The following is a 14,473-nucleotide window of genomic DNA, read 5'->3' on the forward strand; positions in this document are numbered from 1 at the left end:
CTCTCCACCGGGTGGCGGGAGCCGCCCGGTCGGGTGGTGGGGACCACCCGGTTCCACCCGGGGAAGGGGAGGCCGCGTGCCCGGAATCGACGAGTGTCTGTACGAAGCGATGACACTGCCCGGTGCCCGTGGAGCCGCCATCGTCGACTGGACCAGCGGACTCGCGCTCGGTTCGGTCGGCGACTCCCCCAACGGAGACTACGAAGCGACCGCCGCCGAGACCGCCGAGGTGGCCCGCGCGGCCGCCGAGTACCAGGCGTTCGCACCGGTCGACGACGCGGACGGTGAGTACGGCGGGGACGGCGCGGACGACGTGGACGGCGCGACCGGCAAGGGGCTTCCGGTCGAGGACCTCATGCTCACGACCCAGTCCGGATTCCACCTGATCCGCTACGTGGAGACGACCTTCGACAGCAGCGTCTTCCTCTACCTCTGGCTCGACCGGCACACCGGCAACCTCGCCATGGCGCGGATACGGCTGCGGAGCCTGGCCGAACGGCTGGTGCTGGTGTGAACGGCCTGCGGGCCGCCGAGCCCCCCTCCGCCGTCCCGCGGGCCGTCGCCGCGCCCACCGTCTCGCCCCTGCTGACGCGGCTCGCCGCCGAGCGGGCCACCGGCGCCTTCCTGCGCTCCCAGGGCACCCTCTACCTCGTGGACGGGCGCGTCGTGCACGCCGAGAGCCCGGCGGCGCCCGGCATAGACGTCCTGCTCACGGCCGGCGGCGCGCTCGCCGCGCAGGGCTGGCAGGAGGTCCTGTCCACGGCGGGCACCCGGCACGAGGTGGGACGCGAGCTCGTCACCAGCGGCCGGGTCACCGCGGGCGAGCTGGAGATGTGCCACCTCGGCGCGCTCTTCGACGCCGCGTTCTTCGTGCTGGGCGCGGCGAGCGGCCCCACCCGGTTCCGCTACGGCGTCGCGCACTGGCTCGGCGGGGTCCGCCCGGTGCCCGCCGCGGTCCTCGAACGCGAGACGCTGCGGCGCCGGGCGCTCCTGGACAGCATCTGGCCCCGGCCCGAGGTCGACACCGCACCGGTCGTGCCCCGCGCGCCCGCGCCCGGCCAGACCCTCACCGTGCGGCAGCGTGCGCTGCTGCGGCTCGCGGACGGCGTACGGACGCCGACGGCCATCGCCTGGGCCCTCGGCAGGCCCTCGTTCCACACCCTGATCGAGGTCAGGCGGCTGGCGGCCGCCGGACTCGTGGAGGTTCCGGGGACACCGGCGCGGGAGCCGGTGTCCGTCGCCCTCCCCTTCCCGGCCGCGACGGACTGCGCCGATCCCGACATCGCGCTGCTCCGCCGGGTCCGTGACGCCCTGGAGGCGCTGTGAAACTCCCCGCCGTCCCCCGGGCCGGGACCTCGACCACATGAAGTTCTTCGCGTCCTGGCGGCGCGCAGGGAGGAGAGAGCTGGTGGCTGCCGAAGCCGACGTACTCGGCGAACTGAAACGGCTGCGGACCCGGATTCCCCAGCTCCGCGGCGCCCTGACGGCCAGCGTCGACGGGCTCCTGCTGGCGCAGGACGCCTCCGACGTGGAGGCGGAGGGCGTCTGCGCGCTCACCGCGGCGGCGCTCGGCGTGGCGCTGCGGCTGTCCGACGCCACCCATCAGGGCGACTTCCGCGAACTGATCATCCGCGGCGAACAGGGCTACGTGGCCACGTACGCGGCCGGTTCGTCCGCCGTGCTCACGCTGCTCGCCGAGCCCCGCATCAACGTGGGCCGGCTGCACCTGGAGGCCCGCCGTTCCAGCGCGCTCATCGGAGAGCTGGTCGACGCCGCCGTCGATCGAGCGGAGGAAACCTGACCCATGCCCCCCACCACACCCTCGTCATCCCCCTCACCGCGGACACCCGGCAGACGGAAAGGAAGCACCAAGCACATGACCGACACGGAGACCGCACTCAAGGAAGCGACCACCACGATCGAGGGCGTCATCGGCGCCGCTCTGGTCGACTACACGAGCGGAATGGCCCTCGGCACCATCGGGGGCGGAAAGGACCTGGACCTTTCGGTGGCGGCGGCCGGCAACACGGACGTCGTGCGCGCCAAGCTGCGCACCATGGAGATGCTCGGGCTCAAGGACGAGATCGAGGACATCCTGATCTCGCTGGGCACGCAGTACCACCTCATCCGGCTGATGAAGGGGCGCAACAACAACGGCCTCTTCCTGTATCTGGCCCTGGACAAGGACCGCGCCAACCTGGCGATGGCCCGCCACCAGCTCAAACGCATCGAGACCGGCCTGGACGTCTGACGTCCCACCGCCCCGGCGGCGCCGTGCTCCCTCGGGACGCGGCGCCGCCTTCGCGTGCTCCGCCCTACTCCACGAAGAGTCCGCGCGCCGCCGCCCGTACGTCGAACTCCTCCAGGCGGGCCTGCGCGTCCGGCAGGTTGTCGCACATGGCCTCCAGGAGGACGCGGCCCAGGAGCATCGGTGCGCAGGCCGTGTCGAAGGCGAGGCCCGTGCCGACGGCCGCCGGGAGGAGGAGGTCGGAGTGGGCGGCGACGGGGGCGAAGGCCGAGTCGGCGACCGTGACGACGGTCAGGCCCGCCGACCGGGCGTAGGCGAGCGCGTCGACCACCTCGCGGGGGTGGCGGGGCAGCGCGAAGCAGAGGAGGGCCGACGCACCGGCGCGGACCGCCGCGTCGATCCGGTCGGCGAGCATCGTGCCGCCCTCGTCGAGGAGGCGCACCTCGGGGTGGACCTTCGCGGCGAAGTACGAGAAGCCGTACGCCTGCGACGCGGCGGCCCGCAGGCCGAGGACGGGCAGGGGCCGGGACGCGGCGAGGACCCGTCCCGCGCGCTCGACCGGTTCGGGGTCGGCGAGGACCTCCGCCAGGTGCCTGAGGTTCTCGATCTCCGCGTCGACCGCCTGCTGGTACTCGTTGGCGGCCGTCGCCCCCGACTCCTCCGCGGGTGCCACGTCCCGCAGGTGTCTGCGCAGCGCCGGATAGCCGTCGAAGCCGAGGGCGACCGCGAAGCGGGTGACCGACGGCTGGCTGACGCCGGCGAGTTCGGCCAGCTCCACGCTGGAGAGGAAGGGCGCGTCGGCGGCCCTGCGCACCATGCAGTGCGCGATGCGCCGCTGGGTGGGTGTGAGCCGGTGGCCCTCGAAGAGCACTTGCAGTCGCGCGGCAGGGCTGTCACTCATGCCGTCCCCCTCATGATGTCCGTACCCGCTGTCGTTCCGGCGGTCGTTCCTGCGCCGAGCTCCGACCACACCGTGGTGAACCGGTCGAGCAGGCCCGCCGCCGCCGTCACATCATCCGTCAGCGGCCGGTCCGCGAACTCCGCTTCCAGAACGGAGTCGGCGAGTTCGAAGGCCCGCGCGAGCGGTGTGTCCGGATCGAGTCGCATGTCCCGCTGCCGCAACGCCCGGACGGCGGCCACCAGTTCACACCCCACGACCATGCGGAACGCCTCGCAGGCGCGCAGGGTCTGGCGGGCGGCGAGCGAGGCGAAGCTCGCCTGTTCCTCGACGCCGCGCGAGAGCACGGCGTGGCCGAGGGAGGCGGGCGCGGAGAAGGCCCGCAGGTCACCGAGGGCGGCCCCGGCCGCGTATTCGAGGATCATGACGCCGGACGAGGCCGGTTCGCCGTCCGCGAGGAAGGGGCGCAGGCGGGTGAAGGCCGGTTCGTTGAGGGTGGAGAGCCGGGAGGTGGAGAGACGGGCCGCCTGGGTCACCGCGAGCCTGAAGTGGTCCAGGGCAAGGGAGAGTTGGGCCAGGTAGAAGCCGCCGTGGTGGTACGCGGCCAGGTCCTCCGGGGAGATCAGCGGGTTCTCCGCGGCCGCGTTGATCTCGACGGTCAGGACATCCTCCAGGGCGTCCGCCGCGTCGTGCGCGGGACCGTGGATCTGCGGCACGCACCGGAAGCCGTACGGGTCCTGGATGCGGCCCAGGGGCGGAGTGGGGCGATCGGGGGCGCCCAGCAATCGGCGCATGCGCTCGGCGACCGCGTACGAGCCGGGGTGGCGTCGCGCCTCGTGCACGGGCAGCGCGTACGCCTCGTACGACCCGTCGACCGCCATCAGCGACAGTGCCGCGACCACCTGTGTGGCGCCGATCAGACCGCGCAGTTCGTGCAGGGCGAGCGCGGACTGGCCGAGGGTGAGGGCGTTGCTGCTGATCAGGGCGAGGGCGTCGTTGTTGTCGAGCGGTTGCGGTTCCGGGGGCCTCCCGGCGCCCCGCCAGGGGTGTTCACCGGCGAGCGCGAGACCCATCTGGGAGAGGGCCGCGATGTCGCCGGTGCCGACCGAGCCGAACTCGTTGACGGTGGGGTACGCGCCCGTCTCCAGGGCTTCGCAGAGCGCCGTGACGACGCTGGGGCGCAGTCCGGCGCCGCCCGCGAGGAGTTGGTTGGCGCGGACGGCGAGCATCGCGCGGACCTGCCGTGCGGGCAGTTCGGCGCCGATGGCCCCGGCGTGCGAGCGGAGCAGTCTCAGGCCGTGGTCGGCGGCGGCCTCGGTGGGCACGTCTTCATTCCGGTTGGCGCCGACGCCGGTGGAGCGGCCGTAGACGCGGCCCCATGCGGCGATCTCCCTCGCGGCGTTCCAGGAGTTCTCGGCGCGCTTCATCCCGTCGGTCGCGGGGACCGGCCGGGCATCGGATTCGGCCAGACGTACGACGTCTGCGACCATCATTCCCCGGCCGTCGAGGACGACGACCGCTTTTCTGTCGTTGGCCGCGGTGTCCGCGATACGAGACGACTTCACTCGTGAATCCTCCTCAACCGGACGTTCCGTCTTGCCCATCGGCCATTTATCGCTCAGCGATTTATGCCGGAGCGCCGCGAACTATTGACAACCTATTCAGACAACGAGAACTCTGCATGACGATATACAGCCGGGCAAGGGACTCCACATGATCCAATTCGATACGGTCCACAAGCGCTTCCCGAACGGCACGACAGCGGTCCACGACCTCACCCTCGACATGCCCGAAGGCGGCGTGACCGTCCTCGTCGGATCTTCCGGTTGCGGCAAGACGACGACCCTCCGCATGATCAACCGGATGGTCGACCCGACCTCCGGGACCATCCGGGTCGGCGGCCGCGACGTCCTGGAGCAGGACGCGGCGGACCTGCGCCGCTCCATCGGCTACGTCATCCAGCAGGCCGGTCTCTTCCCGCACCGCACGGTCCTCGACAACATCGCCACGGTGCCGCTGCTGCTCGGCTGGGGCCGCAGGAAGGCGCGGGCGCGGGCGGCGGAGCTCCTGGAGACGGTCGGGCTCGCGGCGGACGCGGGGCGGCGGTACCCGCACCAGCTCTCCGGCGGGCAGCAGCAGCGCGTCGGCGTGGCCCGCGCGCTCGCCGCGGACCCGCCGGTCCTCCTCATGGACGAGCCGTTCGGGGCGGTGGACCCGGTGGTCCGTACCCAGCTCCAGGACGAACTGCTGCGCCTGCAACGAGAGTTGAGCAAGACCATCGTCTTCGTCACGCACGACATCGACGAGGCGGTGCGGATCGGTGACCGCATAGCCGTGTTCCGCACGGGTGGCCATCTCGTGCAGTGCGCCGAGCCCGCGGAGCTCCTCGCCCGGCCCGCGGACGACTTCGTCGCGGACTTCCTGGGTGCGGAGCGCGGCCTGAAGCTCCTTTCCCTGTCGACGTTGTCGGGCGTCCCGCAGGGCCCTGCCCCGGAGGGCGGCGCGTGGACGCTCCGCCTGGACGCGTCCGGGGCCCCTCTTGCCTGGCGCCACGTCGACGGCGACGCGCCGGACGTCCCCGTACGTCCTCTCCGCGACACGGACTCCCTCCTCTCGGCGCTGGACGAGTCCCTGTCCGCCCCGACGGGGCTGGTGGCCCGCGTGGACGCGGAGGGTGTGTTCACGGGGGTAACGCCCCGAGCCGACATCCACGACGGCGCTGCCGCGGCGCACGAGCGGGGCCGCCTCTCCGCCCGCGGCCCGGTGGGGGCTGATCGCGCAGTTCCCCGCGCCCCTGAGTCACCCCCCGACCCCGGCACGAAGAAGCCCCCGCCCCCGAAGGCGCCGGCCGAGGTGGACTCCCCAGGGGCGCGGGGAACTGCGCGAGCAACCCACGAGGAGCCGCACCCCGAAGCACCGGCCGAGACGGACCACCCAGCGGCGCCGGCCCAGGTGGACCACCCAGGGGCGCGGGGAACTGCGCGAGCAACCCACGACGACCCGCACCCCGAAGCACCGGCCGAGACGGACCACCCAGCGGCGCCGGCCCAGGTGGACCACCCAGGGGCGCGGGGAACTGCGCGAGCAACCCACGAGGAGCCGCAGGCGAGTACGGCGGGAACGGCCCCAGGGGCGCGGGGAACTGCGCGACCGGCCCGCAACCACCCGCACCCAGAAGACGGCCCCGCGTCAGCGGAGCGCAGTTCATGACCGTCGACTGGTCGTGGATAGCCGACCACACCGACGACCTCACCACCCTCACCCTCTCCCACCTCCAGGCCGCCCTCTCCGCCGTAGCCCTGGGACTGCTGATATCCCTCCCGCTGGCGGTGGTCGCCCACCGCATCCGCCCCCTCCGCGGCCTCCTCCTCGGCCTGTCGAACGTCCTCTTCACCATCCCGTCCATCGCCGTCTTCGTCCTGCTCCTGCCGGTCAGCGGCCTCACCCGCACCACCACCGTCATCGGCCTGACGATCTACACCCTCGTCGTGCTCCTGAGGAACACCGTCGAGGGCCTCGACTCCGTCCCGGCGAAGACGAAGGAAGCGGCCAAGGCCATGGGCACCCGCCCCCTCCGCACGCTGCTCACCGTCGAACTCCCCCTCGCACTGCCCGTGATCATGGCCGGCGTACGGATCGCGACGGTCATGTCGATCTCCCTCGTCTCCGTGGCGACGTACATCGGCGACGGCGGTCTCGGCCAGCTCTTCACCGACGGGTTCCAGCGGAACTTCCCCACCCCCGTGATCGCCGGCGTGGTCCTCACGCTGCTCCTCGCGCTCGTCGCGGACGCGCTGCTCGTCACGCTCCAGTACGTCCTGACGCCCTGGACCCGCCGCCGGAGGAGCGCCTGACATGTACGAACTCTTCAAGGACCTCGGCGCCTGGCTGGTCAGCGGCGACCAGTGGACCGGCCCCGACGGCATCGGGCACCGGCTCGTCGAGCACCTCCAGTACTCGCTGATCGCCACCTTCGTCGCCGCCGCCATCGCCCTGCCGGTCGGCCTGCTCATCGGCCACACCGGACGCGGCGCGTTCATCGCCATCAACCTGTCCTCGTTCGGCCGCGCGCTGCCCACCGTCGGACTCGTCGTGCTGGTCTTCCTGGCGAGCGGCCTGTCGATGTGGCCCGTCTACATCGCGCTCGTCGCGCTCGCCGTCCCCTCCATCGTCACCAACACGTACGCGGGCATGACCGCCGTCGACCCCGAGGTGCGGGACGCGGCGCGCGGCCAGGGCATGCGGGCCCACCAGGTGCTGACGCGGGTCGAGTTGCCGCTCGCGCTGCCGCTGATCATGACCGGGCTGCGGCTCGCGCTGATCCAGGTCGTCGCGACGGCGACCATCGCCGCGTACGTCTCGTTCGGCGGTCTCGGCAGGTACGTGTTCGACGGTCTCGCCCAGCGCGACCTCGTCCAGGTGCTCGGCGGCGCCGTGCTCGTGGCCGTCGTCGCCGTCGTACTCGATCTGGCGCTCGCCGGCCTCCAGCGCGCCCTCTTCCGCCACCGTCCCGCCCAGCAGGCCTGAGCGGCCCCCATCGAAGGCCCCAGCAGGTCTAGGAGCGATCCCCCATGAACCGTAGAACTCTCCTCGGCGGACTCTTCGCCACCGCCTCCGTCCCCGCGCTCGCCGCGTGCAGCGGCGGCATCACCTCCCTCGACGGCGGCGGCGCCGGTGCCGGCGGAGGCGGCTCCAGCAAGGACGGCGTCACCATCGGCACCGCCAACTTCACCGAGAACCAGGTCCTCGGACACCTCTACGCGGCCGCCCTGGAAGCGGCGGGCGTGAAGACGAGCGTCCGCCCCAACCTCGGCACCCGCGAGATCCTCATCCCCGCGCTCAAGGGCGGCGACATCGACCTGCTCCCCGAGTACCAGGGCGCCCTCCTGCACTACCTGGACCCCAAGGCGAAGGCCACGGAGGAGGGCGAGATGCAGAACGCCCTCGCCCTGCGCCTCCCCCGCGGTCTGCAGATCCTCCCGTACGGGCGGGCCGAGGACTCCGACGCGTTCGTCGTGACGCGCGAGACCGCGAAGAAGTACGGCCTGAAGTCCCTCGCCGACCTGGCCGAGCACAACGGCAAGCTGGTGATCGGTGCCGCGGCCGAGGTGAAGAAGCGGACGGTCGGCGCGGTCGGCCTCAAGGACGTCTACGGAGTCGAGTTCAAGGAGTTCAAGTCGCTCGACTCGTCCGGGCCGCTGGTCAAGGGCGCCCTGCGCAAGGGCGACGTCGACGTCGCGAACCTCTTCACCACCGACACCGACATCGCGGCCGAGCACTGGGTCGTCCTCACCGACCCCAAGAACCTCGTCCCCGGCCAGCACATCGTCCCGCTCGTCGCCGACCGCAAGGCCGACTCGACGGTCCGCAAGGCCCTCGCCCGCGTCGGCGCCCTCCTGACGACGGACCAGCTCACCGAGCTCAACCGTCTGGTGGACAAGGACAAGAAGGACCCGGAGGACGTCGCGCGGGACTGGGCGGACCAGCACGGCATCACGCAGAAGTAGGCGCACCGACAGCGGCGGACGCACCGACAACAGCGGATGTACCGACGACGGCGGACGTACCGACGACGGCAGGCGTAACGACAACGGCAGGCGTACCAACAACGGGAGTTGACCGGCATGGCAGCTGAAGACCTGGTGGAGCGGCACTCCATCGACGTCGTCCCGGACGACGAACGGCACGGCACCGCGTTCAGCCAGTTCACGCTCTGGCTCGGCGCCAACCTTCAGATCACCGCGGTCGTGACGGGCGCCCTCGCCGTCGTGTTCGGCGGCGACGTGGTGTGGTCGCTCGCCGGCCTCGTCCTCGGCAATCTGCTCGGCGGCGCCGTCATGGCGCTGCACTCGGCGCAGGGGCCGAAGCTGGGGCTGCCGCAGATGATCCAGTCGCGGGCCCAGTTCGGGGTGAAGGGCGCGGTCGTCCCGCTGCTCCTCGTCATCCTCATGTACGTCGGTTTCTTCGCGAGCGGCAGCGTCCTCGCGGGCCAGGCGACGGCGAAGCTGACGCACACGAACGACACCACGGGCATCGTCGTCTTCGCCGTCGTCACGGCGGTCATGGCGGCGGTCGGCTACCGCGTCATCCACGCGCTCGGCCGGGTGGCGAGCGTGATCTGCGCGCTCGCCTTCGTCTACCTCGGCATCCGGCTCCTGGACCGCGTGGACCTGTCCGCGCTCCTCGGCGACGCCCACTTCGACCTGCCGATGTTCCTGCTCGCCGTGTCGCTCTCGGCCTCCTGGCAGCTGGCGTTCGGCCCGTACGTCGCCGACTACTCGCGCTACCTGCCGCGCACCACCTCCGCCAAGGCCACGTTCTGGTGGACCCTGTCGGGGTCGGCGATCGGCTCGCAGTGGTCGATGACGTTCGGGGTGCTCGTCGCGGCGAGCGCGGGCGACGCGTTCCTCGCCCACCAGGTCGGCTACGTCGTCGGCCTCGGCGGCACCGGCCTCATCGCCTCCTTCCTCTACTTCGTGATCGCACTCGGCAAACTGACCATCAACGTCCTCAACACCTACGGCGGCTTCATGTCGATGGTCACGAGCATCAGCGGCTTCCGCGGCCAGAAGGTGCTCGGGGCGCGCGGGCGGGCCGCGTACATCGCCGTGATCATGGTGGCGGGCACGACGGTCGCCCTGCTCGGCAAGGACAGCTTCCTGTCGTCCTTCAAGGACTTCCTGCTGTTCCTGCTGACGTTCTTCACGCCGTGGTCGGCCATCAACCTGGTCGACTACTACCTGATCTCCCGCGAGCGGTACGACATCCCCGCCCTCTTCGACCCGCGCGGCCGCTACGGCGCCTGGCGCTGGGACGCCCTGGTCGTCTACGGCGTGGGACTCCTGGCCCAGCTCCCGTTCCTGGTCACGCACTTCTACACGGGCCCGCTGGTCGAGCCGCTGGGCGGCGCCGACATCTCGTGGATCGTGGGTCTTGTGGTGCCCGCGGTGCTGTACTGGGCCCTGGCCAGGCGGAACCCGCCCGTCCCTGGGGCTGGGACCCGTTCGGAAAGGGGGGTTAACCCCAGCGCCGAGAGCGCCCCGGCGACGTAACGTGAACCGGTATGGAAGCCCGTGACGCCGAACTCAAGAAGGAACTCGACGCCACTCTGCACGCCCGCAGAGAGCTCGGCGAAGAGTACGACTCCGCCTTGGTCGACTCGTTCCTCGGGAAGATCGAGCAACGCCTGGACGGCACGGTCGACCGCCGCATGCGACGCCATCTGGCGGAGCAGCAGATGGTGGTCGCCCGCGGCACCCGCTCCCCCGCGAGCGGAATCGACTCCTGGGGCGAGCGCTTCGGGTTCGCCGTCATCTCGCTGATCCTCGCGATCCCGCTCTCCGCGATCGCCGTGGTCAACGCGGGACTGACCGGGCTCTTCGTGTGCTGGGCGGGGATCGTGGGCGTGAACGCGGTCACCTCGTTCCGCGGCCTGTCCTTCGGCCGCAGGCGCGAGGACCGCAAGTCGGAGTGGGACGACTGAGACCGCTCCCCGCACGGGGGCCTCACGCCTGCCGCGTGGGGAGCACGATCAGCTGGCGCAGGTTGACGTGGCGCGGGCGGCTGGCCGCGTACGCGATCAGATCCGCGATGTCCTCCGAATCCAGCGAGCCGACGGCTCCGAACATCCCTTCGAGCTCCCCGCTGAGCTCGGCATTGGCTATGTGCCCCCGCAGCTCGGTGTCCGTGAAGCCCGGCTCGACGTTGGTGACGCGCACGTCGCGCGGCCCGAGCTCGGTGCGCAGGCACTCCGACAGATGGGTCAGCGCCGCCTTCGTGGCCCCGTACACCGCGTAGTTGGTGAACGGGATGTGCGCGCCGATCGAGGAGATGTTGACGAGGTCCGCGGCCCCGCCCTCCGCGGCCGCCGCGATCAGGTCCGGCGTGAAGGCGCCGATGACACGCAGCGCGCCGGACACGTTCGTGTCCAGCATCCGCTGCCACTCGTCGGTACGGGCCTCGGTGACGGGGTTCGGCAGCATCACACCCGCCGAGTTCACCACGAGGTCGACGCGGCCGTACGTCGCGTGGGTGCGCTCGGCGGCGGCGTCCACGGATGCCTGGTCGGTGACGTCGGCGGTGACGGCGAGTGCGTGGCCGCCGTCCGCCCGGATGGTGCCGGCCAGCTCTTCGAGCCGATCCGTGCGGCGGGCGAGCAGGACGACGCGCGCGCCGTGGGCGGCAAGGAGCCGGGCCGCGGCTTCGCCGATGCCGCTGGCGGCGCCGGTGATGAGGGCGGTGCGGTCCTTGAGGGTGGCGTACGACATAAATGATCTCCTGTACGAGTAGGGGTGGGGGGAGTCGGTGTGTCCGAGGAGTGACCTCGACGCCCCGCCTCCCCCACCCTCGACCGCCCGCTCCCCACTACCCAGGGCTGCGCTTTTCCTGGGTCCGCCAGTACCAGGATGGCAACGTCCGCGCGACCTAGGATCGAACGCATGGACGGTGACCTCGGAGACTTCCTTCGCTCACGGCGTGCCCGCATTCAGCCCGCCGACGTGGGCCTCACCGCGTACGGCAGGCGGCGCGTGCCCGGGTTGCGCCGGGAGGAGGTCGCGCAGCTGGCGGGCGTGAGCGTGGACTACTACATCCGCCTCGAACAGGGCCGGGGTTCGTCGGTGTCGGACGCGGTGCTCGACTCCGTCGCGCGTGCGTTGCGTCTTGACGAGACGGAACACGCGTACCTGCGTACGGTGGCGCGTCCTCGGCAGGCCCGCGCTCGTACCGGCAGGACCGTCCGCCCCGGGCTGCGGCTGCTGCTCGACAGCATCGACCGGGCGCCGGCGTTCGTCTTCGGCCGCCGCATGGACGTCCTCGCGTGGAACGCCATGGCCGACGCGCTCAACGGCTTCTCCCGCCTGGCCCCGGCGGAGCGCAACATCCCCCGCCAGGTCTTCCTCGATGCTCCCGGGCGTGACTGCTACCCGGAATGGGAGTCGGTGGCGGCGGAAACGGTCGCCTACCTTCGCCTGGACGCGGCGCGCTTCCCCGCGGACGCGGAACTGTCCGCCCTGGTGGGCGAGCTGAGCGTGAGGAGCGAAGCCTTCCGCCGTCTGTGGGCGGACCACGAGGTGAAGGAGAAGACGCACGGCGTCAAACGCATCAACCACCCCGTGGTGGGCGAACTGGTCCTCCCCTACGAAACGCTGACCCTGCCCGCCGATCCGGACCACCTGATGGTCGTCTACACGCCGACGCCCGGCTCCGAATCCGCGGACCGCCTGTCCCTACTCTCCAGCTGGACGGCCCCACCACCACCCGAGCACGCAAACGCCTGACCACTGCCGACAGCCCGCCCCCCGGGCCCGGGGCCGCATGCCCGTCGCCGTCTGCGGGTCGGCGGGGGTTGCTCGCGCAGTTCCCCGCGCCCCTGAAAGCCCACCGGCACCGCCCGTACGGGGCACCTCCAGTAAGACACCAGGCAGGCCTACCCAGGGGCGCGAGGAACTGCGCGACAAGCCCACGACGCCCCGCAGACGAAGCCGCACGGCAACCACCCCCAGGGGCGCGGGGAACTGCGCGAGCACCCCCCACCGGCCCGCAGACAAAACCAAACGTCGACCAGACCACCCCAGGGGCGCGGGGAACTGCGCGAGCAACCCCCACCGCCCCGCAGGCGAAAACAGCTACCCCGCGGAGGGGTCGTCACCACGGGGGGCCGCCGCACCCCCGGGTGTCCAGGGGGCGGGACGACGGCGACCCCCCGCGCGGGACAACGCACCGGGTCAGAACCGGCCGCGCCCAGGCGTCCACGGACCCGGGAGCCGCTCCGGAGTTCCTGACGCCGACAACCACCAGCATGCCCGCACCGTGTTAAGCAGGTGCTGCGCGCACATGACGTCCTCGTGCCACCCGCGTTACTGCGACTGCCGTTACTGCGCCTGCCGTTACTGCGACCGCCGTTACTGCGACTGCCGTTACTGCGACTGCTGCTCCGCGAGGAACGCGAGCAGGTCCTGACGGCTCACCACACCCGTCGGCTTCCCCTCGACCAGCACGATCGCCGCGTCGGCCCTGCCCAGCACCGACATCAGGTCGGCGACCGGCTCACCGGAGCCGACCTGCGGCAGCGGGTCCGACATGTGCTTCTCCAGCGGATCGGAGAGCGACGCCCGCTGCGCGAACAACGCGTCGAGCAGCTCGCGTTCGACGACCGACCCGATGACCTCCGCCGCCATGACGTCGGGATGCCCCGCGCCCGGCTTGACGATCGGCATCTGCGAGACGCCGTACTCGCGAAGGACCTCGATCGCCTCCCCCACCGTCTCCTCGGGGTGCATGTGGACGAGCGAGGGCAGCTCGCCGCCCTCCTTGCGGCTCAGCACGTCGCTGACGCGCGGCTGGTCGCCGGCCTCCTCCAGGAAGCCGTAGTCGTTCATCCACTCGTCGCTGAAGATCTTGCTCATGTAGCCGCGCCCGCTGTCCGGCAGCAGGACGACCACCACGTCGTCCGGACCGAGCCGCTCCGCGACCCGCAGCGCCGCCACGACGGCCATGCCGCAGGACCCGCCGACGAGGAGCCCCTCCTCCTTGGCGAGCCGCCGCGTCATCTGGAAGGAGTCCTTGTCGGACACGGCGATGATCTCGTCGGTGACGTTGCGGTCGTACGCCGTCGGCCAGAAGTCCTCACCGACGCCCTCGACGAGGTAGGGCCGCCCGGACCCGCCCGAGTACACGGACCCCTCGGGGTCGGCACCGACGACGGTGACGGCGCCCTTGGAGATCTCCTTCAGATAGCCGCCCGTACCGGAGATCGTGCCGCCGGTCCCGATGCCCGTCACGAAGTGGGTGATCTTCCCCTCCGTCTGCTCCCACAGCTCGGGGCCGGTGGAGTGGTAGTGGGAGAGGGGGTTGTTCGGGTTGCTGTACTGGTCGGGCTTCCAGGCGCCGGGCGTCTCGCGCACGAGCCGGTCGGAGACGTTGTAGTACGAATCCGGGTGCTCGGGGTCGACGGCGGTCGGGCAGACCACCACATCGGCGCCGTACGCGCGCAGCACGTTGATCTTGTCGAGGGACACCTTGTCCGGGCAGACGAAGATGCACTTGTAGCCCTTCTGCTGGGCCACGATGGCGAGACCGACCCCGGTGTTCCCTGAGGTGGGCTCGACGATGGTGCCGCCGGGCTTCAGCTCCCCGCTCTGTTCGGCCGCCTCGATCATGCGCAGCGCGATGCGGTCCTTCACGGAACCGCCGGGGTTGAAGTACTCGACCTTGGCCAGGACGGTCGCCTGGATGCCCGCGGTCACGTTGTTGAGTCTCACCAGCGGGGTGTTGCCGACGAGGCTGATCATCGAGTCGTGGAATTGCACCGTTGTCTCCGGGCTGCG

The 14,473-nt window shown here is 71.4% G+C and carries 14 protein-coding genes and 1 pseudogene; 11 read left to right on the plus strand and 4 right to left on the minus strand.

The window, feature by feature from the left end:
- Positions 1-76: 76 nt before the first annotated feature.
- The 4 genes from AC07DO_RS18470 to AC07DO_RS18485 all read left to right on the plus strand — a co-directional run bounded on the left by AC07DO_RS18470 (position 77) and on the right by AC07DO_RS18485 (position 2,251).
- The gene (locus AC07DO_RS18470; protein ID WP_479060837.1) at positions 77-514 is read left to right on the plus strand and encodes a hypothetical protein; all 438 of its coding nucleotides are present in this window, start codon (positions 77-79) and stop codon (positions 512-514) included.
- Positions 511-1,326 carry a transcriptional regulator gene (locus AC07DO_RS18475; RefSeq protein ID WP_479060839.1) on the plus strand — a complete coding sequence of 272 codons (816 nt, stop codon included), beginning with the start codon at positions 511-513 and terminating at the stop codon, positions 1,324-1,326. Before AC07DO_RS18470 ends, AC07DO_RS18475 begins: the two co-directional genes overlap by 4 nt.
- Before the next feature lie 37 nt (positions 1,327-1,363).
- Entirely contained in the window at positions 1,364-1,801 is a 438-nt protein-coding gene (locus tag AC07DO_RS18480; RefSeq protein ID WP_479060840.1) for a roadblock/LC7 domain-containing protein, read from the plus strand.
- A gap of 75 nt (positions 1,802-1,876) precedes the next feature.
- Positions 1,877-2,251, plus strand: a complete 375-nt coding sequence (locus AC07DO_RS18485) for a hypothetical protein (RefSeq protein ID WP_399539538.1) — start codon at positions 1,877-1,879, stop codon at positions 2,249-2,251.
- A 64-nt stretch (positions 2,252-2,315) separates the two neighbouring features.
- On the opposite strand, the gene AC07DO_RS18490 is transcribed toward AC07DO_RS18485, so the two are convergent.
- Together AC07DO_RS18490 and AC07DO_RS18495 are read right to left on the minus strand one after the other, a co-directional pair.
- Positions 2,316-3,149 (minus strand): MurR/RpiR family transcriptional regulator, encoded by an 834-nt coding sequence (locus tag AC07DO_RS18490; protein ID WP_479060842.1) that lies wholly within the window; start codon positions 3,147-3,149, stop codon positions 2,316-2,318.
- A complete protein-coding gene (locus AC07DO_RS18495; RefSeq protein WP_479060843.1) occupies positions 3,146-4,750 on the minus strand; it encodes an aromatic amino acid ammonia-lyase in 1,605 nt (534 codons plus the stop codon). Before AC07DO_RS18495 ends, AC07DO_RS18490 begins: the two co-directional genes overlap by 4 nt.
- A 109-nt stretch (positions 4,751-4,859) precedes the next feature.
- Between AC07DO_RS18495 and AC07DO_RS18500 the strand changes: the two are divergent.
- The 6 genes and pseudogenes from AC07DO_RS18500 to AC07DO_RS18525 all read left to right on the plus strand — a co-directional run.
- Positions 4,860-5,900, plus strand: a pseudogene (locus tag AC07DO_RS18500) (ABC transporter ATP-binding protein); the annotation flags it as partial.
- 452 nt (positions 5,901-6,352) lie between these two features.
- Entirely contained in the window at positions 6,353-7,000 is a 648-nt protein-coding gene (locus AC07DO_RS18505) for an ABC transporter permease (RefSeq protein WP_479060845.1), read from the plus strand.
- 1 nt (position 7,001) lies between these two features.
- A complete protein-coding gene (locus AC07DO_RS18510) occupies positions 7,002-7,673 on the plus strand; it encodes an ABC transporter permease (RefSeq protein WP_479060847.1) in 672 nt (223 codons plus the stop codon).
- A gap of 44 nt (positions 7,674-7,717) precedes the next feature.
- Entirely contained in the window at positions 7,718-8,653 is a 936-nt protein-coding gene (locus AC07DO_RS18515) for an ABC transporter substrate-binding protein (RefSeq protein ID WP_479060849.1), read from the plus strand.
- 117 nt (positions 8,654-8,770) lie between these two features.
- Entirely contained in the window at positions 8,771-10,198 is a 1,428-nt protein-coding gene (locus tag AC07DO_RS18520) for a purine-cytosine permease family protein (RefSeq protein WP_479060850.1), read from the plus strand.
- 11 nt (positions 10,199-10,209) lie between these two features.
- Positions 10,210-10,629: a hypothetical protein gene (locus AC07DO_RS18525; protein ID WP_479060851.1), complete on the plus strand. Its 420-nt coding sequence runs from the start codon at positions 10,210-10,212 to the stop codon at positions 10,627-10,629.
- A 22-nt stretch (positions 10,630-10,651) separates the two neighbouring features.
- Here AC07DO_RS18525 and AC07DO_RS18530 read toward each other — a convergent pair whose 3' ends face one another.
- Positions 10,652-11,413, minus strand: coding sequence for an SDR family oxidoreductase (locus AC07DO_RS18530; RefSeq protein ID WP_479060852.1), 762 nt, complete (start codon positions 11,411-11,413; stop codon positions 10,652-10,654).
- A gap of 171 nt (positions 11,414-11,584) precedes the next feature.
- On the opposite strand from AC07DO_RS18530, the gene AC07DO_RS18535 reads away from it, so the two are divergent.
- Positions 11,585-12,424 (plus strand): helix-turn-helix transcriptional regulator, encoded by an 840-nt coding sequence (locus tag AC07DO_RS18535; protein WP_479060854.1) that lies wholly within the window; start codon positions 11,585-11,587, stop codon positions 12,422-12,424.
- Between the two features lie 639 nt (positions 12,425-13,063).
- Here the strand turns inward: AC07DO_RS18535 and AC07DO_RS18540 are convergent.
- Complete coding sequence (locus AC07DO_RS18540) at positions 13,064-14,455, minus strand: cystathionine beta-synthase (RefSeq protein ID WP_479060856.1); 1,392 nt, start codon at positions 14,453-14,455, stop codon at positions 13,064-13,066.
- Between the last annotated feature and the right edge of the window lie 18 nt (positions 14,456-14,473).

The organism is Streptomyces sp. NPDC045678, assembly GCF_056432085.1.